The sequence below is a fragment of the Stenotrophomonas sp. ASS1 genome (genome assembly GCF_004346925.1).
GTDB classification, from domain to species: domain Bacteria; phylum Pseudomonadota; class Gammaproteobacteria; order Xanthomonadales; family Xanthomonadaceae; genus Stenotrophomonas; species Stenotrophomonas maltophilia_A.
The window spans coordinates 3,674,060-3,696,021 of the sequence record NZ_CP031167.1; the positions used below are offsets into that span (position 1 = coordinate 3,674,060).

Genomic DNA, 21,962 nt, shown 5'->3' on the forward strand with positions numbered 1-21,962 from the left:
GAGCCGAGCCATGCTCGGCTCATTGAATGCAGCCGAGCATGGCTCGGCTCCACATCATCGCCACTAGCAAGACCCTTCACTCGAATTCGCAAGAATCGTCCGCGACGTCCACCGGCTCTTCGAGGCCGGCCATCCGCACATCGTGCTTGTTTCCACCAGAACCCTTCATTGCCACCTCAGGCATAGCAGACCAAGCTTTCAATTCGAGGAGATATCAGCTCGGCACCGTCCCAGCGGATGATTTCCAGCTCCAGCAGACGGTCGTTTGCGTCCGCATGAAGAATCGGCGTGAGTTCAGCACCATCTGCGTCCTGCATCTGCAGCTCGACGGGATACGCGTGCTGGCCTTGGTACGGAGGGCGCTCATATCCGGAAATGACGAATCCCACCCGAGCTCCACCAAGACCCATTTCCACGGCCGCTGCGAGAGCAAGGTCGGCGTGAAGCTGCGAGGCAGAGGCCTCAGGCAGATGAGATGCCACAGCCTCGATCAACTGCCTTTCAAAGCAGGAAACAGCACGCGTCGGATTGCTCATCGCATCGTTGATCTCAGGGTTGCTCCCGTACCGACTCACCGCGCCCCCCGGCCCTGCTTACATCGCGTTGGACTGGTGCTGGAGTGCCGCATGCAGAATCCACGTTTCAGTGACACTTGGCAATGACCGACGAGCATGTAATGGATCGCAAACTGCATCCACGCATGGCGTGGATCTACCGGTACGCCTGCACCTGCTTCCTCAGCAGATGCGGCACGATCAACCGATGCACCGGGGCGACCGGCAGCATGTACACGCGCCCGAACGCGTTGTGCGTATGCACCACCGTCGCCACTTCCAGCACGTCGCCCTGCCACTGCAGCGCCAGCTGCACGCGCAGGTGGCGGTCGTCGTCTTCCAGCACGATGGCATCGTCGTCCAGCGACTGCAGGGTGAAGATGCCCAGCCGCTGGCCGGGTTGAGGATCCTCAACATCCTGCACCGCACGCAACGAGCCCAGGTGCTTCATGCCGAGCAGGCGCATGCCGCGATTGCGCAGTGCCATCAGCCCATCGAACCAGCCGGGAATGGTCGCGGCCATATCGCGGTAGGCCTGCAGGGCCGAGCGCCCATCGCGACGAGTCGTCGCCTGGCAGGCGTGCACGAAGTCGGCACCGGGCAATTGCGCACGCAGCACACTGCAGGCAGTTGGCGGCCTGCTCACGACGGACGCACTGCTCACGGCTTCGGTCCCTGCCCCTCGTTGTCTTCCCAATGCAGGATGCGGCGGGTGACGAAGCGATAGACCGGCTTGCCGGTAGCGAACCACAGTTCGCGCACCCACGAGGTGCGCTTGAGCACGCGCTTCTCCACCGGGGTGAGCGACTCGCGGCAATACATGCGCTTGTGCTTGAGCAGGTGGCGCAGGTCCTCGCGGGCCAGCAGCCGCATCCAGCGCGAGCGCGGGTTGCCTATCACCGCCAGCTGGAAGTCGATCAGCGCTGGACGACCGTCTTCGGTGACCAGCCAGTTGGCTTCCTTGGCCAGATCGTTGTGGGCCACGCCATTGCGGTGCAGCTGCTGCAGCAGCCGACGCGCCGAGCGGAACCAGGCCAGGTCACCGCGTGGTGGACGCTGGTACATGGCATCGCCGGCCATGAAGCTGCGGTCGAGGTGACGGCCATCCCACGCCAGCAGCTGCGGCACATCGGCCATGCCGTGGATGTGGCGCAGCGCGCGTGCTTCGCGGCGGGCCAGCCACCAGGCCGGCAGCCGCAGCCACAGCGGTGTGGCGCCCAGATCACGGCGCACGAAGGGGCCATCGGGCCCTTTCACAAGAAGGATCTGGCCGAAGCTGTCGGCCTTCAAAGCGTGCGGTGGAGCGTCTGGCGTATGCGGCATGGGGCCATTCTAGGCGAAGGCGCCGGTTGCAAACGGTCACGAAGCGGCTGGGAACCAGTCACCTTCACGCCCCTATAATCGGGCAATGGACTCTTCATGGATCGACGCCACGCTCGCGTGGATTGCCGCTCACCCCGTGTTGGCGGGTGCCGTTATCTTCCTCATCGCCTTCTGCGATGCGGTGATCATTCTTGGCGCCATCGTGCCGGCGCTGCCGTTGCTGTTCGCGGTGGGCGTGTTCATCGGCCTGGGCCAGATCTCCGGGCCGTACGCGGTGGCGGCTGCAGCCCTGGGCGCATTTGCGGGCGACGGTATCAGTTACTGGATCGGCCGCCGCTGGGGTGACCGCCTGCGCGGCGTGTGGCCGTTCAGCCGCTACCCGCAGCTGCTCGACCGCGGCGAGAACCTGTTCCGCCGCAATGCCTTCAAAAGCATCCTGATCGCACGCTACGTCGGCGCGATCCGACCGTTCGTGCCGGCCATCGCCGGCATGATGAAGATGCCGGCCAGCCGTTACGTGCAGGCCAGCGGCATCGCCAGCATCTCCTGGGCGGTGCTGTTCCTGGCGCCGGGCTGGATTCTTGGCGAGGCGTATGACGCCGTGGCCGCCGTGGCCGGACGACTGGTGGTGGTGGTCGGCCTGCTGGCGGTGATCCTCGGCCTGGTCTGGGCCATCGTTCTGTACGGCTATCGCTGGTCGGCCGCGCGCATGGACAACTGGCTGGCGCGGCTGCTGGATTGGTCCAACCGTCACCCGACGCTGGGCCGCTACACCGTTGGCGTGCTGGACCCGAAGCGGCGTGAGTCCGTGCCGCTGGCAATGCTGGCGTTGATGTTGCTGGTACTGGGCTGGGGCTGGTTCGCGTTGCTGACCGTGGTGGTCGCACACGGCGAGCCGCTGGCGATCGACCTGCTGGTGCACCAGGCCATGCTGGCGCTGCGCAACCCGCTGGCCGACTACCCGATGGCCGCACTGGCATCGCTGGGCGCCTGGCAGGTACTGCTGCCGGCCACCGCGGCGGCGATGGGCTACCTGATCTGGCGCCGACGCTGGATGGCGGCCGCGCACTGGCTGGCCGCGCTTGCCTTCGGCCTGGCGCTGACCATGCTGCTCGGTGCCACCGTGGATGTGGTGCGCCCGATCGATGCCAGCAGCGGCTTTGGCTTCCCGTCGGTGTCGGTGACCATGGCCACCATCACCTTCGGCTTCTTCGCGGTGCTGATCGCCCGCGAGATGCCGGGTCGCACCCGCGTCTGGCCGTACCTGGTGTCGGGCATCGTGGTCAGCCTGATCGGCTTCTCGCGCCTGTACCTGGGCGCGCATTGGCTGAGCGATGTGATCGGCGGCATGCTGTTCGGCACGTTCTGGCTGCTGGTGCTGGGCATCGCCTACCGCCGCCGCTTCAACCGCTCGTTCTGGGTGAAGCCGGTGGCCTGGCTGTTCTACGGCGTCTTCGCCGTGGCGGCGATGTGGTACGCACCGCGCCACATTCCGGTGAAGCTGGAGCGGTTCGAGCCGACCCTGCCGGCACCGCAGGCGATGGATGCGCAAGCCTGGTGGCAGCACGACTGGGCCACGCTGCCGGCGCGCCGCAACGAGTTCGACGACGACCAGCGCTGGCCGCTGGACGTGCAGGTGGCGGGCCCGCTGGCGCCGCTGCAGGCGCAGCTGGAAGCCCGCGGCTGGAAGCGGCAGGAGCAGGCCGGCTGGCAGCAGGCGCTGCTGATGCTGGACAAGAACACCGGTGCCGACGAGCTGCCGGTGTTGCCGGCGACGCTGGATACCCGCGTGGAAGCACTGCTGATGGTGCGCCAGGGTGCGAAGCCGGATGAGCGCTATGTGCTGCGCTTGTGGCCGGCACCCGCGCAGCTGCAGCCGGGCAACACGCCGCTGTGGCTGGGCAGTGCACAGACCCTGCGTTACGAGCGCCACTTCGAATGGATCGGCATGTGGCACCCGCTGCGGGGTGTCGACCCGGCGTTGAACGCGGTGAAGGACGCCGTGCAGAACCTGCCGCAGCGGGAGGATGTGCACAGCGAAACCGGGCTGCCGGTGCTGCGGTTGAAGACCACGCCGTGATCGAGCCGGTGCTTCTCTGGTAGTCGCCAACCTTGGTTGGCGCTTCGGGAAAAGGCCGCCAACCAAGGTTGGCAGCTACCGGTTCCGGTGCGCTCTGGCTGTCGCCAACCCTGGTTGGCGTTTCCCGGTTCCGGCGCGCTCTGGCTGTCGCCAACCCTGGTTGGCGTTTCCCGGTTCCGCCGCGCTCCGGCTGTCGCCAACCCTGGTTGGCGTTTCCCGGTTCCGCCGCGCTCTGGTAGTCGCCAACCTTGGTTGGCGTTTTCCGGTTCCGCTGCGCTCTGGTAGTGGCCAACCTTGGTTGGCGTTTTCCGGTTCCGCTGCGCTCTGGTAGTGGCCAACCTTGGTTGGCGGTTATCGGCTACGGCATCCAGCCCAGCAACTGCTGCAATCGCTGGTGCGGGTCATCCATCTGCAGCAGCTGCAGGCGCTGCTGCTCGCTCAGCGGCAGCAGTTCGGCCAGCCGCCAGCCGACCCAGCTGGCCTGGTCCAGCAACACCGGGTTGGCCGGCGCATAGGTCTCGCCGGCCTGTTCGATGATGTGCCCCAGCACCGTGGCCAGCAGCGCATGCTGCGGCCGTAGCTCATCGTCCGGGTCTTCATCGCACCAACGCACGTCGGCTACCACCAGGCCGTTGTCGCGTACGCGGGTGCGCTCGACATGGAAGCGGCGGGTACCACGCAGGCGCAACTGCAGCACGCCGTCGGCGCCGACATCGAAGTCTTCGATGCGTACCTGCACGCCATAGGCGGCCGGCGTCGCTGGTGCGCCGACTTCCTCGCCATCGAGGATCAGACAGACACCAAACCCCTCACCACTGCGGCCGCTGTCGCGGACCAGGTCCAGATAGCGGCGCTCGAATACACGCAGGCCCACCGCCGCACCCGGCACCAGCGTGGTGTGCAGCGGAAACAGCGGCAGCGAACCGTCGACGCTCATCGGGCCTGCAGCGCGGCCAGGAAACGGCGCGGCGCGCCGTCGAAGCCACCATTGGACATGAACACCACGTGGTCACCACTGCGCGCGCTGGCCTGCAATTGCGCCAGCAACGCGTCGGTATCGGGCACCGCGTGCGCTTCGCCACGCACCGCGGCGATCACCGCAGCGGCATCCCAGGCCAGTTCCGGGCGATGCAGGAACACCACTTCATCGGCCAGCGCCAGCGACGGAGCCAGCGCCTGCGCGTGTGCGCCCAGTCGCATCGAATTGCTGCGCGGCTCCATCGCGACCACGATGCGCGCATCACCCACCTTGGCACGCAGGCCTTCCAATGTGGTGGCGATCGCGGTCGGGTGATGGGCGAAATCGTCGTAAATGGTGATGCCGTCATGCTGGCCGATCACTTCCATGCGGCGCTTGACGCTGCGGAAGCGTGACAACGCAGGAATCACGTCGGCCGGTGCCACGCCCACCGCATGCGCGGCGGCCAGCGCAGCCAGGCCGTTGAGCACGTTGTGGCGGCCCAGCAACGACCACTGCACGTCGCCCATTGCCTGCCCGCGGTGATGCACGCGGAAGGCGCTGCCATCGGCGGCCAGCAGCTCGGCATGCCATTCCAGCGACGGATCGAATCCGAAGCGTTCGACCGGCGTCCAGCAGCCCATCGCCAGCACTTCGGCCAGATGCTGATCCTCGCCGTTGACGATCAGTCGGCCACGCGCCGGCACCGTGCGCACCAGATGGTGGAACTGGCGCTGGATCGCGGCCACGTCGGGGAAGATATCGGCGTGGTCGTATTCAAGGTTGTTGAGGATGGCCACCAGCGGCCGGTAGTGCACGAACTTGCTGCGCTTGTCGAAGAAGGCGGTGTCGTACTCGTCGGCCTCGACCACGAACTCGCGGCCCTGGCCCAGGCGGGCGGAGACGCCGAAATCCTCGGCTACGCCGCCGATCAGGAAACCGGGTGAACGACCGGCGCTTTCCAGCAGCCAGGTGAGGATGGTGGTGGTGGTGGTCTTGCCGTGGGTACCGGCCACGGCCAGGGTGTCGCGGCCCGGCAGCACCTGTTCGGACAGCCACTGGGCGCCGGAGATGTAGCGCTGGCCGGCGTCGAGCACGGCCTCCACGGCCGGGTTGCCGCGCGAGAGCGCGTTGCCGATCACCACCTCGTCGGTGCCGGCCGGCACGCTGTCGGCGCGGTAACCCTGGTCCAGGGTGATGCCCAGCTGTTCGAGCTGGGTCGACATCGGCGGATAGATGGCCTGGTCGCTGCCGCTGACCGTATGGCCCAGTTCCCGCGCCAGGGCGGCCACGCCGCCCATGAAGGTGCCGGCGATTGCAAGGATATGTACGCTGCTCATGACCGAGGATTGTGACCGATGACGGCTGTATAGGGCCAATGTCCGATCCGGGGTAAGACAAGTCCTACACAGGATGTGAGAAAACTCCAATCATCTGTCAGGGAAATCCCGATAGCGATGTTCTGTGAACCCGGACACAATTCGAACTGCCAGCCGCAGTACCCGAACCGGTCCTACTCCCCAAGAGGCCATCCCCAAGGGAGCTCATGCTGCGGGGCCCTGAGCAAGCCCTCTGCTGGCGCCTATCAAACGACACAGGCCTGGTCCTCGCGGACCAGGCCTGTGCTTTTTGCGCCCGAAGGACCGGCAGTGCACCGGCCCTGCAGGATCAACCCTTGATCGCCGCCAGGATGCGGGCTTCGATCTCGTCCAGCTCACCGACGCCGTCGACGCGGGCCAGGGTGCCACGGCCGGCGTAGAAGTCGACCACCGGGGCGGTCTGGTCGTTGTAGACCTGCAGGCGCTGGCGCACCGCTTCCGGCGTGTCATCGGCGCGGCCCTGTTCCTTGGCACGACCGGCGATGCGCTCGACCAGCAGCTCGGTGGCCACGTCCAGCTGCACCACGGCATCCAGCGGCTGGCCGATCTTGGCTAGCAGGCCGTCCATCGCATTGGCCTGGGCCACATTGCGCGGGTAGCCATCGAGGATGAAGCCCTTGGCGACATCGGCCTGGGTCAGGCGCGACTCCAGCATGCCCAGCAGGATGTCGTCCGACACCAGGTTGCCGGCATCCATCACCGTCTTGGCCTGCTTGCCCAGCTCCGTGCCCGCGGCGATTTCCGCGCGCAGCATGTCACCGGTCGAAATGTGGGCGATCCCCAGCTTTTCCTTCAGGCGCGTCGCCTGTGTCCCCTTGCCCGAACCGGGCGGTCCCAACAGAACCAATCGCATTGACCTGACTCCAACGTGTTGAAAACAAAGAAGGTTCGCGTCCCGGACGGACCGGTATCGCTGCACCGCAATAGCGCCACTTTACCGCATCCGGGTAATGTCCCTGCAATGTCCCCTCCCCCGAGCAGGTAGAAGCATGCGCAACGGTACTCTCCTCTACGCCCAGTCCGGCGGTGTCACCGCGGTCATCAACGCCACGGCAGCGGCGGTGATCGAGCAGGCCCGGGCCAAGGGCATCAAGGTCCTGGCTGCCCGCAACGGCATCCTCGGCGCGCTGCGCGAGGAGCTGATCGACACCAGCAAGGAGAGTGCCGCCGCGATCCGCGCCCTCGCCCATACCCCGGGCGGCGCCTTCGGCTCGTGCCGGGTCAAGCTGAAATCGCTGGACGCCGACCGCGCCCGCTACGACCGCCTGCTGGAGGTGCTGCGCGCACATGACGTGCGCTGGTTCCTCTACAACGGTGGCAACGACTCGGCCGATACCGCGCTGAAGGTCTCGCAGCTGGCCAAGGCCTCCGGCTACGACCTGACCTGCATCGGCGTGCCCAAGACCATCGACAACGATCTGGCGGTGACCGACACCTGCCCCGGCTTCGGCTCGGCGGCCAAGTACACCGCCGTCTCGGTGCGCGAGGCGGCGCTGGACGTCGCAGCGATGGCCGAGACCTCCACCCGCGTGTTCATCTACGAAGCGATGGGCCGCCACGCCGGCTGGCTGGCCGCGGCCGCCGGCCTGGCTGGCAACGGTGATGACGAAGCGCCGCACATCATCCTGCTGCCCGAGCGCGCCTACGACGAGGCCGCGTTCCTGACCAAGGTGAAGGCCGTGGTCGAGCGGGTCGGCTACTGCGTGGTGGTGGCGTCGGAAGGCATCGCCACCGCCGATGGCCGCTTCGTCGCCGATGCTGGCGGCGGCAAGGACTCCTTCGGTCACTCGCAACTAGGCGGCGTGGCTGCCCACCTGGCCGCACGGGTCAAGGGCCAGCTGGGCCTGAAGGTGCATTGGGCCCTGCCCGACTACCTGCAGCGCTCGGCCCGCCACCTGGCCAGCAAGACCGACTGGGAGCAGGCGCAGGCAGTCGGCAAGGCCGCCGTGCAGCTGGCGTTGAAGGGCCAGAACGGCGTGATGCCGGTGATCGTGCGCAGCAGCGATGCGCCCTATCGCTGGAGGATCGAAGCGGCGCCGCTGTCGAAGATCGCCAACCACGAGAAGAAAATGCCGGCCGGCTTCATCCGCCGCGATGGCTTCGGCATCACCGCCAAGGCACGCGCCTACCTGTCGCCGCTGATCAAGGGCGAAGCACCGCTGCCGTACGGCACCGACGGCCTGCCGAAGTACGTGACGCTGAAGAACGTGGCCGTGAAGCAGAAGCTGCCGGCCTTCGAGGGCTGAGCCGAAAAAGGGGACGGAGGGGATTAAGTCGTATACGCCCCTCTGTGCTGAGCCCTGTGCGGAGCGCAGGGCACATTGCGGCGGCCGCCGAAGCACCCCACAATCGGGCTCCGGCCCGGGGCAAAGGGGCCGCCGCAAGCCAGATTCGACGCTGCCCGGCCTTCAAGGCCCGGGCCTGTGCTGCCATTTCACAAGGACTGTAACCATGAAGCACCCGATCCTGATCGCCGCGCTGCTGTCCGGTGCCGCCGCGCCGGCCTTCGCTGCGACCTGCGAAAGCAACTTCCAGAAGAAGGGCAATCCCTTCGTCGGCACGACCTTCACCTCATCGGTCACCCATCCAGACCTGACCGTGGCCAGTGCCATCGGCCAGATGCGGGTGATCGCCAAGAACGCCAACATGGACGTCCTCAGCGAGGACGTGGAAGGCGGCTCGATGCTGATCGAAGAGCCGGAATCCATGGCCCACAAGCCGATTCCGATGATCATCAGTGCCACCTCCGAAGGCGGCCAGGGCACCGTCGGCATGGTGGTGAAGGTCAACAAGGGCGCCATTGCCTCGGCCGATGGCGTGCGCGAAGAAATGTGCAAGCTGCTCAACCAGATCAAGCCGGGCAAGGCTGGCGAACAGGCAGCCAAGGCCACTCCGCAGGCGTCGGTGGTAACGATTGCCGCCGACCGCTTCGGCTTCCAGCTGCGCAACCAGAACAAGGACAACCCGGCCGCGGTCGAGCCGCGCTACAAGGGCAAGACCTACGCCATCACCGGTCGCATCACCTCCGTGCTGCGCAGTGGCGGCACCTACAACACCAGCTTCGACCTGCCCAGCGATGGCAGCATCGACTTTGAGCGCGTGGCCATTTCCTGCTCGTTTGCAGCCAATCAGGCCGCGTATGCGCTGGCCCTGCGCCCGCGCGAGAAGGTGACGCTGACCGGCGTGGTCGACAGCTACGACCAGATTGGTCGTGTGTTGTGGTTGAAGGACTGCCGCGGCAACTGATCGCTGCCAGCATGGGAAAAGGCCCGGGTGCGCAGGCGCCCGGGCCTTTTCGTTTCCACAGCGGTTCACACCTGGCGCACGTGCATCGCAGGATGATGGATACCCCGTCCGGAGGTCATCATGGCACTGCGTGTTGTTCGACTGGGTACGCCGCGCCACCCCGGCGAAGGGCTGCGTATCGGTACCGTGCGGCGACCACCGCGCGGCGTACCACGCAGCGAATTCGCGACACAGGACTGGTACGACGTCTGGTTCCCGACCCTGTCACCCAGCGCGGAACTGGTAAAGCGGGCGCACGAAGCGAAAACCGCGGCCGACTGGAATGCGTTCTTCCGCCACTACAAGGCCGAGATGAAGGCGCCGGACGCGGCCCACGCGCTGGATCTTCTGGCCGCGATGTCACAGCACAGCGACATCAGCGTGGGGTGCTACTGCGAGGATGAAGCGCATTGCCATCGCAGGGCCCTGCGAGAGCTGCTGGTGGCGCGCGGGGCGACGCTGGCGGAGTGATGATTGCAGGGTTGCCGGCCAGCGGCCGGCACTACCAGGTTGCCCGCCGGGCATGGCCCGGCACTACCGATGCGCAGCGAAGTAGATCCACGCCATGCGTGGATGCGCAGCGCCGGGCACGTCAGTAGATCCACGCCATGCGTTGATGCGCGCTGCTGGACGGCCTCAATTGCAGGCCTTGCCTTCCATCTGCAGCTGCGCGGCGAACATCGTCACCTGCGGAATCTGGCCGGCAGCGGCCTGCTTCTTGGCCTCTTCCAGATAGATGCGCGACTGGCCCTGCCCGTCCAGCTCGACCTTGTTGCTCGACGGCAGGCGCCACACCCGCACTACCGCCTGCTGCGCCGGGCACGCGGCATTGGGCACGCGGATCACATCATTGAGCTTCCAGCCCTTGTCCACACTCGGCTGCGCCTTGGCATAGTCGACGAAACGCGCGCGCGGCTGGCACTGCTCGCTGGTCCGCACCGGCGCGAAGCGATACGGCTCGGCCGCCTGACCGGTGAAGGCACCTTCCAGGCGCGCGCAGGCCTCGGGAATCTGCCGCAGGGTGTGTACCGCGCCCACGGCCTGGGGGGCACCCACGGCACGCTGCAGCTCCGGGGTTTCCGCGGCGAGTGCCGGTACGGCGGGGACCAGGGCGGCAAGCATCAACAGGGACAGGCGCATGGGGAATCTCCTACGGGACTGAGCGCAGGCTTGCAGAGGCTGGCTTAACGGGGTGCAAAGGCCTGTGGATCTCGAAGCATGCTCATGGACTGGCGGCGGGTTCCGCGCGCATGGCGATGCGTTCAGCGGGAGGGCGCCCACGGGTGATGCGGCGCGGCTCGCAAAAGCCAGTCGAGCAAGCTCGACTCTACAGGTGGCGGCACGCATACTGCGGGCACCAGGGAATGCTGAACACCGCCATACGTCGGACGACCACCAAGGTCGGTACGGGTTGGTTCCAGGCTGCAGCCCGTCGTCCCCCTCGTGGTGCCGTTCATCGCCACTGGATGCCTACATCCATTCTGCGGAGGGGTCTAATGCTGGAACGTCACGGGCTGTCATTGGCGCTGGGCTGCGCCATTCTCGCGATCCTGTTCGGAATCGTCTCGGCGCGCTGGATCCTGCGCCAACCCACCGGCAATGAACGCATGGTCGCGATCGCCACCGCGATCCAGGAAGGTGCGCGTGCCTACCTCAACCGCCAGTACCTGACCATCGGCGTCGCCGGCGTGGTGCTGTTCGTGCTGGTCGGCATCTTCCTCAGCTGGTACACCGCGATCGGCTTCGCCATCGGTGCGGTGCTGTCCGGCGCGGCCGGCTACATCGGCATGAACGTGTCGGTACGCGCCAACGTACGCACTGCCGAAGCTGCACGCCACGGCATCAGCGCGGCGATGGATGTCGCCTTCCGCGGCGGCGCGATCACCGGCATGCTGGTGGTAGGGCTGGGCCTGCTAGGCGTGGCCGGCTATTACGCGCTGCTGCTGCGCATGGGCCTGCAGATGGACCAGGCGCTGCATGCACTGGTCGGGCTGGCGTTCGGCTCGTCGCTGATCTCGATCTTCGCGCGCCTGGGCGGCGGCATCTTCACCAAGGGCGCGGACGTCGGTGCCGACCTGGTCGGCAAGGTCGAAGCCGGGATTCCCGAGGATGACCCGCGCAACCCGGCGGTGATCGCCGACAACGTCGGTGACAACGTCGGCGACTGCGCCGGCATGGCCGCCGACCTGTTCGAGACCTACGCGGTGACCGTGATCGCCACCATGCTGCTGGGCAGCCTGATGCTGGCCGAGGCAGGCGCCAATGCGGTGCTGTATCCGCTGGTGCTGGGCGGCGTGTCGATCATCGCCTCGATCATCGGCGCGCTGTTCGTCAAGGTGGGCGAACCGGGTAGTGGCCGGGGCAGCTCGATCATGGGGGCGCTGTACAAGGGCGTGATCGTCTCCGGCGTTCTGGCCGCCATCGCCTTCTACCCGATCACCACCGGGTTGATGAGTGACAACGTGCATGGGCCGATGGCGCTGTATGGCTGCGCATTGATCGGGCTGGTGCTGACCGGCCTGATCGTGTGGATCACCGAGTACTACACCGGCACCCAGTACAAGCCGGTGCAGCACGTGGCACAGGCCTCGACCACTGGGCATGGCACCAACATCATCGCCGGCCTTGGCATTTCGATGAAGTCCACCGCGCTACCGGTGGTCGCGGTGTGTGCGGCAATCTGGGGCGCGTTCGCGCTTGGGGGCCTGTACGGCATCGCCATCGCCGCCACCGCGATGCTGTCGATGGCCGGCATGATCGTCGCCCTCGATGCCTATGGACCGATCACCGACAACGCCGGTGGCATCGCCGAGATGGCCGAGCTGCCCTCGGAGATCCGCGACATCACCGACCCGCTGGATGCGGTGGGCAACACCACCAAGGCAGTGACCAAGGGTTACGCGATCGGCTCAGCGGCGCTGGCGGCACTGGTGCTGTTCGCCGACTACACCCATAACCTGCAGGCGGCCAATCCCGGCCAGGAGTTCCGCTTCGACCTCAGCGACCACACGGTGATCATCGGCCTGCTGATCGGTGGCCTGATCCCCTACCTGTTCGGTGCGATGGCGATGGAAGCGGTCGGCCGCGCCGCCGGCGCGGTGGTGGAAGAAGTGCGCCGCCAGTTCCGCGAGATCCCCGGCATCATGCAGGGCACCGGCAAGCCGCAGTACGACAAGGCGGTGGACATGCTGACCCGCTCGGCGATCCGCGAAATGATCGTGCCCTCACTGCTGCCGGTGGCGGTGCCGGTGGTGGTCGGCCTGCTGCTGGGGCCGCGCGCACTGGGCGGCCTGCTGATCGGCACGATCGTGACCGGCCTGTTCGTGGCCATCTCGATGACCACCGGCGGCGGCGCCTGGGACAACGCCAAGAAGTACATCGAGGACGGCCACTTCGGCGGCAAGGGCAGCGAGGCGCACAAGGCGGCGGTAACCGGCGATACCGTCGGTGACCCCTACAAGGACACCGCCGGCCCGGCGATCAATCCGCTGATCAAGATCATCAACATCGTGGCACTGCTGCTGGTGCCCCTGCTGTAGATCCACGCCTTGCGCAAACCCGTAGAGTCGAGCTTGCTCGACTGCTTCTGGCCCACACCGCAAGAGCAGTCGAGCAAGCTCGACGCTACAAGGTCACCGCCCGCGCAGGAAGAACGACACCGGCACCATCACTTCCACCGGGTCGCCGGCCACTTCGGCCGGCGGCGCCGGTACCGGGCTGGCCCGCTGCACGGTGTCCAGCGTCTCCTGGTCGAGCAGCGCGAAGCCACTGCTGCGGCCCAGTTTCAACCCCGAGACCGCGCCATCGCGGGCAACCGCAAAGCGCACGTAGACCACACCCTGCTGGCGCAGCCGCTCGGCCTGGCGCGGATAGCGGCGGTGTTTCTGCAGGTGCCCGAGCAGGCGTCCTTCCCAGGTCGCCTCGGCACGACTGCGCTCACCCGCCGTGGTCTGCGGTGCGGTGTAGCGTGTAGCCGCATCAGCCGCCACCTGCGGCGGTGCGCTGGTCTGCGCGACGTTGGCGTCAGCGGTGTCCGGCGACGGCGTCGGCTCCGGTGTACGCGGTGGCGGCAGGTCACCCTGCGGCTGCACCGGCGCCTTGGGTTGTTCACGCAGGGCCGGCGTCGGCGCCTGCCGCTGTTGTTGCTGCTGCAGCGGCCCGGTCGCGACCTCGCGCGGCGGCACCGGCGGTGCCTGTGCCATCGGCGCCAGTTCCAGCATCAGCGCCGCAGGCGGAACCGCAGCCGTCAGCGCCGGCGCACGGGCCGCCCACCAGCAGGCCGCGCCGATCAACAGCGCATGCACCAGCAGCACGATCGCCAGGCTGGTCGCCCAGCGCCGCAGTCCACTCATCGTGCGCCCTGCTCCAGGCCGACCAGTGCCACCTTCAGGTAGCCGGCCGCGCGCAGCGCATCCAGCGTGGCCATCAGTTCGCCATAGGGCACACGGGTATCGGCACGCAGGAAGATGCGCTGCGTGGTGTCACTGTGAGTGGCCGCCTGCAATGCAGCCGCCAGGCTGTCGCGCGCCACGGCCTGTTCACCAACGCGCAGCGACAGATCGGCCTGGACGGTCACGTACACCGGTGCCTGTTCCGGCGGCGTGGCACTGGCATTGCTGGCCGGCAGCTGCACCGGCACCGACACGGTGGCCAGCGGTGCGGCCACCATGAAGATGATCAGCAGCACCAGCATCACGTCGATGAAGGGCGTGACATTGATCTCGTGTGCTTCTTCCGGCACATCGTCGCGGTCGGACGCGGTCCTGATCGCCATCGACGCGCCTCAGTGCACCGCACGCAGCGGCGCCGCTGCGGTACGCGGAACGGCACGATCGAGATCGCGCGAGACCAGTTGCTGCACAGCCGCGGACAGATCGCCGAGCAGACCCCGCAGGCCGGCCAGCACACGGCTGAAGTGGTTGTAGACCAGCACGGCGGGAATCGCTGCGACCAGACCCAGCGCGGTCGCCAGCAGAGCCTCGGCGATGCCGGGCGCAACCACCGCCAGGTTGGTGGTGTTGCTGTGCGCGATGCCGATGAAGCTGTTCATGATGCCCCACACCGTGCCGAACAGGCCGACGAACGGCGCCACCGCGCCGATGCTGGCGAGCACGCCGATGCCGCGTCGCTGCACGCGCGCGGTTTCCAGTTCAATGCGGTCCAGGCGCGAGGCCACGCGCTCCTTGATGCCGTCGCGGCTATCCAGTTCCTGCGACAGGCGCAGTTCGGTGCGCGCTGCGTCCAGCATGGCGAGTGCGGTACCCTGCTGCATACTGGCGTCGGCGCTCTCGCCGGGCAGGCTCGGCGCCTGCAGCAGCAGCGCACGCGCTGCGCGCAGCTGCCGTGCCTGGCGGGCCAGTTCCCAGCCCTTGGCCAGCAGCACGGTCCAGGTGGCCAGCGACGCCAGCGCGAGCGCGATCATCACCGTTTTCACCACCACGTCGGCGGCCAGATACATGCCCCAGGGCGTCAGTGCAGGGGCAGCCACGGGGGCCAGGTCAGCAGGCAGCATCGTCTCGTTTTCCATCAGCATCAGGGGTCGCTGCACGGCGGCGTACCGTGCGCGGATCATTGGCGTCGTCCACTTCCACGACCGGGTTGGGCTCCAACCGCGGTGCGGGCCGACTGAGCACGTAGCCGGCGCTGACCGCGAAGAACAGGCCCACGCCCAGCAGCAGCCGCCAGGACGGATGTGCGCCCCAACAGAACAGCACGAAGCCCACCGCCATGCCGGCGCTGGCAAACGCCTTGCCCTTGCCCGACACCGCGCCCTGCTCGCGCCACAGCCGCAGTGACGGGCCGTAGCGCGGGTGCGCCAGCAGGCGTTGCTCGAACTTCGGCGAACTGCGCGCGAAGCAGCCCACGGCCAGGATCAGGAAGATGGTGGTCGGCATCACCGGCAGCAGCGCGCCGATCACCCCGAGGCCGACCATCACCCAGCCCAGCGCGAACCAGAGCCAGCGCATCAGCGTTGCGCCGATAGGCGGGAGGCGTGCATCAGGCGAATTCCACTTCGACGTGGCCGTGCACGCTGCGGAAGGCGGCGTCCGCCGCATCGATCACCTGCTGCTCCTGCTCGGCGCTCAGCGGCACCGCATCCAGCGCAGCGGTGAATTCACGCCAGTGGCGCGCCGCGCCATCCGGGTGCGCGGCCAGGTGACGGGCGCCGAAGTCGCGGTCCAGGCCGAGCTTGGCAGCCATCTTGTACAGAATGGTGCCGCCGAGATTGGAGCCTTCGGCCACATACAGCCACCCCAATGCGGCGGGTAGCTCCAGATCGGACGGCAACGCCGCGATGTCGGCCCCCGGCAGGGTCTGCTCCAGATCCTGCAGGTCGCGCGCCACCTGGGTCAGGCGGCGGCGCTCGCCCAGGTCCGGCAGCAGTGCATCCAGCGCAGGGTTGGCATACAGCGCATCGATACTGCGGTGGAAGCGATACTGCACGCGCAGGAAACGGGCGAAGTTGCTGCGGTCGGCGAAGATGTCGCCGGCCATGATGCGCTTGTCCAGCGCGCCATGGCTGTCGCGGGTGGCGGCCTTGAGCCGCAGGCTGCGGCTGTCTTCAGGGGCGATGTGTGCGTTCATGGGGGATGCCAAGGGGGTCGTCCTGCTGTAGACGTTCGCCACGGGGCTTTCCCCAAGGCCATGTGCACCGATAATGGCGTATCCCTTCTTCCCGCAGGAACCGACGATGATCACCACCGAACCGCGCATGACCAACCTGTTCCTGCAGCTGGGCCTGGACGCCAGCGCCGAGGGCATCGCCCGCTTCATCCGCGAGCACCAGCTGGCCACCGATGTGGAAGTGGTCGAAGCGCCGTACTGGAACGATGCCCAGCGCCAGTTCCTGTCCGAATCGCTGCAGGCCGACGCGGCGTGGACCACGGTGGTGGATGAGCTGAACGAGTCGCTGCACGAAGATGCGGTGAAGGCGGCGACCGGGCTGTAACTGGCTGGAGGAAGGCGCCGGGCATGGCCCGGCGCTACCGTTGTCTCCCGCTGGGGTCAGAGCCCTTTCTGCAGGAAAGGGATCCGACCCCGACGATCAGTACTTCCAGGTCAACGCCAGGCGCGCGGTGCGGCCCGGGGCCGGCATCACGCCCAGGGCAAGCGGGTCCAGGTAGTAGCGGTCGGTCAGGTTGTCCACGCCGGCTTCCACCGACAGCTGGTCGTTGAAGCTCCAGCTGGCGAACAGGTCGACCAGGGTGGTCGGCCGGTACAGCTGCTGGATCGCCGACAGGCCCACGTTCCAGTCCTTGTCCAGCTTGCTGATCGGGCCGGCGTTGTGGACCACGCGGGTACCGAAGGTCAGGCGCTCGTCGAACAGGCGCGAGCCCAGGGTCAGGTTGACCATGTAGCGCGGCGGGTTCTGGGTATTGGTGTACGAGCCCTCGAAGCCGCCGTCCACGCAGTTCGGCGTGTTGGCCAGTTCATCGTTCCTGCGCTGTGCACCATAGGCACGGCGCTCGGCTGCGATGTCCGGTGCGCAGGTCTTGGCCTTGAAGTAATAGTGCGCGGACAGATCAGCAAATACCTTGCCGCTGTCATAGCTGGACTGGAACTCCATGCCCGAGACCTTGAACTGGTCGACGTTGCGGATCAGTCCAGCCGACAGCGTGCGGTAGTCGCGGGTGATCAGGTCATCGATGCGGGTATCGAAGTAGGCCAGCTTCAGTGCCAGGCGGTCGCCGGCAGTGAACAGATCGTAGCGGATGGTGCTGGCACCGATTTCCCAGCTGCGCGCACGCTCCGGCTTCAGTTCGCCGACCGGCTTGGCGGCGGTGAACAGCCCCAGCGTGGTCTCGAACAGGCTCGGCACCTTGGTGCCTTCGGCGTACTTCACGTAGACCATGGTGTCTTCGCTGAAGCGGTAGGCCACGCTGGCGGTCGGCGAGAACGCGGTGTCACGACGGCGGATCGGTTGCGACCAGGTCCAGCTGACCGGCACCTCCAGGTCCTGCGCCTTGCCGGCGTCGTAGAAGTTCCAGCCACCGATGTCGCCCACCGTACCCTTCTTGTACGGTGAAGCCAGCAGCGATTCCTGGGTGAAATTGCCGTTGGCGTCCGGATACCAGTTCAGCAGCGCGATGCGCTTGGCCCGCCAAGACGGCAGCGCCGGGTTGCCATTGAGCAGCTCGGTGTAGCGGTACTGGCCCTGCACCTCGTAGGCATCGGGCGTGGCCAGGCGGTTGCGGTCATGCACATCCACGCGGTTCCAGCGGCCGCCGGCCAGCAGTTCCCAATGCTCATCGGGCTGCCACTTCAGCGAGGCCACGGCACTGTATTCCTTGCGCTCGGCGTTGCGCAGGAAGCGGTTGTTGATCAGGTCATCGTGCATGACCGGCCCCGAACTGCCCGGTGCAATGTCCTCATCGCTGTAGGACAGGCCGTAGTCGAGGGTGAATGCACCGGCGTGGGTATCGAACTTCGAGGTGTTGCTGGCATCCAGGCCGAAGCGCTTCTGCCGCAGCGGATTGCGGTAGGCATCCTTGTAACCGGGGTCGCCACTGAAGCTGGGCGCGTCGTACCACTCGGTGCGGCGATCGAAGTACCAGGGGGTGATGCCGGTCAAGCTGTTGTACATCACGCTGTCGGTGTCGGTGTACGTGGCGTTGACGCGCAGGTCGACCAGCTCGCTGTCCGGGTTGAAGCGATAGCGCAGGGTGTAGCTGTCCATGTCGACGTGGCCCGGGTCCCATTGCGGAATGCGGTCACGATCCACACGGATGATCTGCGAGGCCATGATCTCGCCGGCGGTGCCCTCGTAGCGGCGGTAGCCCGCTTCCAGGGTCTGTGCATCGTCGATGCGCCAGGTGCCCTTGAGCAGCGCCGACTTCGAGCGGGCCGAGGTATTGAATACCTCGGTACGCGGCGGATTCAGCGGTGCCAGCGTGCGCCGGGTCTGCGGGAAGACATCGTAGCCATGCTTGCCGGAGAAGTAGTTGCCGTTGTCGCGGTAGGCGTAGGCGGCAACCAGATCGAAGCGATCCCAGTGTCCCGCAGCGGCCACGTTGAAGAACTGGCTGCCGGTGGCGCTGCGGTCGGTGCGCGGCGCGGCGCTGTAGGACGGCAGGTTGTTGGCGCTGTTGTTGGCCAGGCCGCCACGCACGCGCACGCCGAAGTCCCGGCCTTCGCGCAGCACGTCACCGATCTTCAGCGTCTCCATCTCGACCACACCGCCGATGCCACCGGAGGCGTTGGCCTGCAGGCTCGGGCCCTTGGTGATGGTCAGGCTGGAGATCAGGTCCGGGTCGAGGTAGGTGCGCTGCGACTGGCCGGCATAACCACGGTAGGTATCCATGCTGGACTGGCCACCGTCGATGATCACCGGCACGCGGCCCTGGCCCTGGATGCCACGGATGTTGACGTCGAAGCCGTTGCCCACGCGCGGATCACCGGCGGTGACGCCAGCCACGCCCTTGACGATGTCGCCGTTGGACGTACCGCGGAATCGCTCCAGGTGCGTGCGGTTGAGCGTGGTGGTGGAGCCAACGCTGCGATAGCCGTCGAGCAGGCGCGCCTCGTCGCTGGTTGCGCCGCTGTCGATACGGTCGCCGGCCACGCTCAGCGTATCGGTGACGATCACACCGCTGTCGGCCTGCGCCGACGCTGCCGCTTCCAGGGTCACCGCATCGGCACTGACCCGGCGCACCGCCAGGCCACTGCCCTGCAGCAGGTGCTGCAAAGCCTCGCTGGCCGACAGGCTGCCGCTGACCGTACGCGAGGTAACACCCCGGGCCAGAGTGGCCGGGTACACGACCTGCACGCCGGACTGGCGCATGTAGCTGCGCAGCGCCTCGTCCAGTGGCTGCGCGGGGATATCGAAGCGCTGCACGGCAGCGTGGTCACCGCTGGCATCCTGCGCGAGTACGGAGGGCGCGGCGCTGGCCAGGCCGGCCGCCAGCAGGGCGATGCACAGGCGGGACGGGCGCGGCATGCGGCCCGGACGATGGAAATCGAACATGGGGGAACCTGTCAGGTAATCGGTGCCGCGGGCGCGGCGACATCCGCAACACGGGCGGACACGGCGACGTACTGGCGGCGGCGGGTACGTTCGCGGAGTAAGACGGATGAAAGCGTGGCAACCCCAAGAGCGATTTGCGGCCGCGGCAGGTGCCGACCGTGGGTCGGCTGGTTGCAGTGGTGGGTGCCAACCGTTGATAGGCTGCTTGCAGTGGTGGGTGCCGACCGTTGGTCGGCACAGGGACGGTCATCCACGCATGGCGTGGATCTACTGCACGATGGCGACGCCGAATGGAAGACGAGTAACCCTAAGACCTGCTGTTGCCGCCAACGCGTCCAGCGCCTGTTCCGGGCGATCGATGCGCAATGCTGCACTGACGGCCGGCAGCTGCGACAGATCGCCACGCACGAAGGTCGGGCCAGCGCGATAGCGCCCGACCCATTGCACGGCCTCGGCGACGCTGGCCTGCTCCAGCAGCAGTTCACCCTGCCGCCACGCGCCGACACTGTCGGCCGCCACATCTCCCAGACGCGTCACGCCACTGCGCTCGCCATAGACCGCACGCTGTCCCACCTGCAGGTAGGTCCAGCCACCGTCGGCCGGGCTGGCCACGCGCACCCTGCCCTGTCCGACCTGGGTTTCCACCTGATCGTTGTCGCGTGCGACGGAGAACGCGGTCGAGATGTCCTCGACCACGCCATTGCCCGCGCGCACGCTGAAACGCCGCTGGGCATCCGGGCTGACCTCGAACCAGGCGCGCCCGCGCAGCAGCTCGATCCGGCGTGCATCGGCATCAAACCGCACGGCGATCGCGCTGTCCGCATCCAGCACGGCGCGACTGCCATCGGGCAGTTGCACGTTCTGCACGACATGCGAACTGCGATGGTCGGCCTGTAGCCGCAACCAGGCCTCCGGCCATGCCACCAGCATCGCCAGCGCAGCTGCAGCGGCCATTGCCCAGCGCAGCCGCCGCGTGCGCCGGCGTTCGGCGGGCCGGGCCTGCGGGCGTGGTCCGACGCTGCGCCACAGCGCGCGCTCGTGCTCGAAGGCCCGACGGTGCCCCGGCTGTGCCAGCCAGCGTTCGAACTCATGCATGCGCCCCTCGCCGATGTCACCCGAGGCCAGCCACGCGATCCAGCCCCGGGCCTGTTCGGCCAGGGCATCGTCATTGGCGGCGGGCAGCGTGTTCGGCGGGCTCATCGGCTGGCGGACAGGCGCATTCAAGCGCGGGCGGAGGAACTAGACCGCATCCGCGGTCCAGTGATCAAGACGTTTCAGCGAGGGCCAACCCCAAGCCGGGGCGATCATCGGCCGCTGCGCGCCCAGGCCAGGCGTTGCAGCGCGGTGCGCACATGGTTCTCGATGGTAGTCACCGACACCCCCAGACGGCGGGCGATCTCGGCCTGGGTCAGGCCCTGCAGGCGGTTGAGCCGGAAGATGGTGCGGGTCGGCTCCGGCAGGTGTCCCGCCGCGTCGAGCACCCGCTGCAGCTCGTCCTGTGCCATCGCCTGCTCCTCGGTCGAGATCACCTCGTCCGGCCCCCAAAGGTAGTGGTCGGCCAGCAGACGGTTGCGCCGGGTCGATTCGCGGCCATGGTCGGTGGCCAGGTTGGCGGCCAGCCGGTACAGATAGGCGCGCGGGTTGTCGATGGCCTGGCTGTCATCGACGCCACGTGCCTTGAACCACACCGCCTGGATCACGTCCTCGGCGCCGTTGTCGCCCCCCAGGATGCGTTGCACCCGGCGCAGCAACGCAGGCCGCTCGCGGATCAGCAGTTCGGTGAGGGAGGCGGCATTGGAGGACATGCGCGGAACCGGGACGACAGACGGAAGGCGCCGCGCATGCTACTCCGTTAATGAGAATCAGTCACGTTCTCATCAATGGATGCACCCGGTCAGCCCGTCATAGACGCTCTGCGAGGTCCCCGGCAGCGGGTCATGCAGTGGATTGCGGGCGGCGAGCGCGGCATGGAAGGCTTCCACCGGGGTTCCCGCCACCAGCGGCAGGCGGCACAACCAGGTCGGTTGCCGGGCCACGATCGCGCCATCGTTGCGGGACACCTCCAGATCGCTGGCGGCGAATGCCCACAGGCATTCATGCACGGTTCCCCGCACCGCATCCACCGAACAGCGCAGGCGCAGGGCGCGGATATCGCTGTATTCGCCCTCGCAGAAGGTGTCGCCACAGATGGCATCGAAGCCATGCTGCAAACGGCCTTCCAGGGCAAAGAAGCGGTCCCAGTTGGCCTCCTGGTGCGGGTAGTCGATCAGGTCGACATAAGGGGACGCCTGGGCCAAAGGCGCAACCAGCAACATGCAGGTCAGGCCAAACGACAGGGCAGACACGTTCATGGGCAGACTCCTTGGGAAGGTTGGTCCAGCCTGCGCTCCCATGCCGGCCGCCCCCATCAGCCAATCCC

Annotated in this window: 22 protein-coding genes; 6 read left to right on the forward strand and 16 right to left on the reverse strand. The window is 67.2% G+C overall.

The features are described 5' to 3' along the window. Nucleotides 1-176: 176 nt before the first annotated feature. From MG068_RS17050 to MG068_RS17060, 3 genes are all read right to left on the reverse strand, one after another. The gene (locus MG068_RS17050) at nt 177-536 is read right to left on the reverse strand and encodes a DUF6984 family protein (RefSeq protein ID WP_049421701.1); all 360 of its coding nucleotides are present in this window, start codon (nt 534-536) and stop codon (nt 177-179) included. Nucleotides 537-711: 175 nt separating this feature from the next. Next, a complete protein-coding gene (locus MG068_RS17055; RefSeq protein ID WP_489686036.1) occupies nt 712-1,200 on the reverse strand; it encodes a DUF2867 domain-containing protein in 489 nt (162 codons plus the stop codon). A gap of 14 nt (nt 1,201-1,214) precedes the next feature. Next, on the reverse strand, nt 1,215-1,877 hold the full coding sequence (locus tag MG068_RS17060) for a serine/threonine-protein kinase (protein ID WP_049400706.1): 663 nt from the start codon (nt 1,875-1,877) through the stop codon (nt 1,215-1,217). 85 nt (nt 1,878-1,962) lie between these two features. On the opposite strand from MG068_RS17060, the gene MG068_RS17065 reads away from it, so the two are divergent. Further along, on the forward strand, nt 1,963-3,957 hold the full coding sequence (locus MG068_RS17065; protein WP_132810737.1) for a bifunctional DedA family/phosphatase PAP2 family protein: 1,995 nt from the start codon (nt 1,963-1,965) through the stop codon (nt 3,955-3,957). A 358-nt stretch (nt 3,958-4,315) separates the two neighbouring features. On the opposite strand, the gene MG068_RS17070 is transcribed toward MG068_RS17065, so the two are convergent. The 3 genes from MG068_RS17070 to MG068_RS17080 form a co-directional block, all read right to left on the reverse strand. Then, the gene (locus MG068_RS17070) at nt 4,316-4,894 is read right to left on the reverse strand and encodes an LON peptidase substrate-binding domain-containing protein (RefSeq protein ID WP_132810738.1); all 579 of its coding nucleotides are present in this window, start codon (nt 4,892-4,894) and stop codon (nt 4,316-4,318) included. Continuing rightward, nucleotides 4,891-6,255: a UDP-N-acetylmuramate:L-alanyl-gamma-D-glutamyl-meso-diaminopimelate ligase gene (mpl, locus tag MG068_RS17075; protein ID WP_032128384.1), complete on the reverse strand. Its 1,365-nt coding sequence runs from the start codon at nt 6,253-6,255 to the stop codon at nt 4,891-4,893. The genes MG068_RS17070 and mpl overlap by 4 nt, the downstream gene beginning before the upstream one ends. A 328-nt stretch (nt 6,256-6,583) precedes the next feature. Then, a complete protein-coding gene (locus MG068_RS17080) occupies nt 6,584-7,147 on the reverse strand; it encodes an adenylate kinase (RefSeq protein WP_032128385.1) in 564 nt (187 codons plus the stop codon). A 136-nt stretch (nt 7,148-7,283) separates the two neighbouring features. Here MG068_RS17080 and MG068_RS17085 point away from each other — a divergent pair, with 136 nt between their 5' ends. The 3 genes from MG068_RS17085 to MG068_RS17095 all read left to right on the forward strand — a co-directional run bounded on the left by MG068_RS17085 (nt 7,284) and on the right by MG068_RS17095 (nt 10,050). Beyond that, nucleotides 7,284-8,540: a 6-phosphofructokinase gene (locus MG068_RS17085; protein ID WP_132810739.1), complete on the forward strand. Its 1,257-nt coding sequence runs from the start codon at nt 7,284-7,286 to the stop codon at nt 8,538-8,540. A gap of 205 nt (nt 8,541-8,745) precedes the next feature. Further along, on the forward strand, nt 8,746-9,540 hold the full coding sequence (locus tag MG068_RS17090) for a hypothetical protein (protein WP_032128387.1): 795 nt from the start codon (nt 8,746-8,748) through the stop codon (nt 9,538-9,540). A 120-nt stretch (nt 9,541-9,660) separates the two neighbouring features. Further along, nucleotides 9,661-10,050: a DUF488 domain-containing protein gene (locus MG068_RS17095; RefSeq protein ID WP_049462878.1), complete on the forward strand. Its 390-nt coding sequence runs from the start codon at nt 9,661-9,663 to the stop codon at nt 10,048-10,050. 165 nt (nt 10,051-10,215) lie between these two features. Here the strand turns inward: MG068_RS17095 and MG068_RS17100 are convergent, their stop codons facing one another. Continuing rightward, on the reverse strand, nt 10,216-10,719 hold the full coding sequence (locus MG068_RS17100; protein WP_132810740.1) for a hypothetical protein: 504 nt from the start codon (nt 10,717-10,719) through the stop codon (nt 10,216-10,218). A gap of 356 nt (nt 10,720-11,075) precedes the next feature. Here MG068_RS17100 and MG068_RS17105 point away from each other — a divergent pair, with 356 nt between their 5' ends. Next, nucleotides 11,076-13,118, forward strand: a complete 2,043-nt coding sequence (locus tag MG068_RS17105) for a sodium-translocating pyrophosphatase (RefSeq protein ID WP_132810741.1) — start codon at nt 11,076-11,078, stop codon at nt 13,116-13,118. Between the two features lie 93 nt (nt 13,119-13,211). Here the strand turns inward: MG068_RS17105 and MG068_RS17110 are convergent, their stop codons facing one another. Genes MG068_RS17110 through MG068_RS17130 form a run of 5 tightly spaced genes read right to left on the reverse strand, consistent with a single transcriptional unit; the run spans nt 13,212 to nt 16,164 of the window. Beyond that, nucleotides 13,212-13,931: an energy transducer TonB gene (locus tag MG068_RS17110; protein WP_071228168.1), complete on the reverse strand. Its 720-nt coding sequence runs from the start codon at nt 13,929-13,931 to the stop codon at nt 13,212-13,214. Then, nucleotides 13,928-14,353, reverse strand: coding sequence for a TonB system transport protein ExbD (gene exbD / locus MG068_RS17115; RefSeq protein ID WP_107431600.1), 426 nt, complete (start codon nt 14,351-14,353; stop codon nt 13,928-13,930). Before exbD ends, MG068_RS17110 begins: the two co-directional genes overlap by 4 nt. Nucleotides 14,354-14,362: 9 nt before the next feature. After that, on the reverse strand, nt 14,363-15,091 hold the full coding sequence (exbB, locus tag MG068_RS17120) for a tonB-system energizer ExbB (protein WP_107431601.1): 729 nt from the start codon (nt 15,089-15,091) through the stop codon (nt 14,363-14,365). Continuing rightward, nucleotides 15,078-15,545: a YbaN family protein gene (locus MG068_RS17125; protein ID WP_132810742.1), complete on the reverse strand. Its 468-nt coding sequence runs from the start codon at nt 15,543-15,545 to the stop codon at nt 15,078-15,080. The genes exbB and MG068_RS17125 overlap by 14 nt, the downstream gene beginning before the upstream one ends. 31 nt (nt 15,546-15,576) lie before the next feature. Further along, on the reverse strand, nt 15,577-16,164 hold the full coding sequence (locus MG068_RS17130; RefSeq protein WP_049400694.1) for a biliverdin-producing heme oxygenase: 588 nt from the start codon (nt 16,162-16,164) through the stop codon (nt 15,577-15,579). Nucleotides 16,165-16,270: 106 nt separating this feature from the next. Between MG068_RS17130 and MG068_RS17135 the strand changes: the two genes are divergently transcribed. Next, nucleotides 16,271-16,528, forward strand: coding sequence for a DUF2789 domain-containing protein (locus MG068_RS17135; protein ID WP_006390068.1), 258 nt, complete (start codon nt 16,271-16,273; stop codon nt 16,526-16,528). A gap of 96 nt (nt 16,529-16,624) precedes the next feature. Here the strand turns inward: MG068_RS17135 and MG068_RS17140 are convergent, their stop codons facing one another. From MG068_RS17140 to MG068_RS17155, 4 genes are all read right to left on the reverse strand, one after another. Beyond that, nucleotides 16,625-19,543, reverse strand: coding sequence for a TonB-dependent receptor (locus MG068_RS17140; RefSeq protein WP_132810743.1), 2,919 nt, complete (start codon nt 19,541-19,543; stop codon nt 16,625-16,627). 267 nt (nt 19,544-19,810) lie between these two features. Continuing rightward, nucleotides 19,811-20,743 carry a FecR family protein gene (locus MG068_RS17145; protein WP_132810744.1) on the reverse strand — a complete coding sequence of 311 codons (933 nt, stop codon included), beginning with the start codon at nt 20,741-20,743 and terminating at the stop codon, nt 19,811-19,813. A gap of 104 nt (nt 20,744-20,847) precedes the next feature. After that, complete coding sequence (locus tag MG068_RS17150) at nt 20,848-21,348, reverse strand: RNA polymerase sigma factor (protein WP_132810745.1); 501 nt, start codon at nt 21,346-21,348, stop codon at nt 20,848-20,850. 72 nt (nt 21,349-21,420) lie between these two features. After that, nucleotides 21,421-21,894 (reverse strand): hypothetical protein, encoded by a 474-nt coding sequence (locus MG068_RS17155; protein WP_032128396.1) that lies wholly within the window; start codon nt 21,892-21,894, stop codon nt 21,421-21,423. Nucleotides 21,895-21,962: the final 68 nt, after the last annotated feature.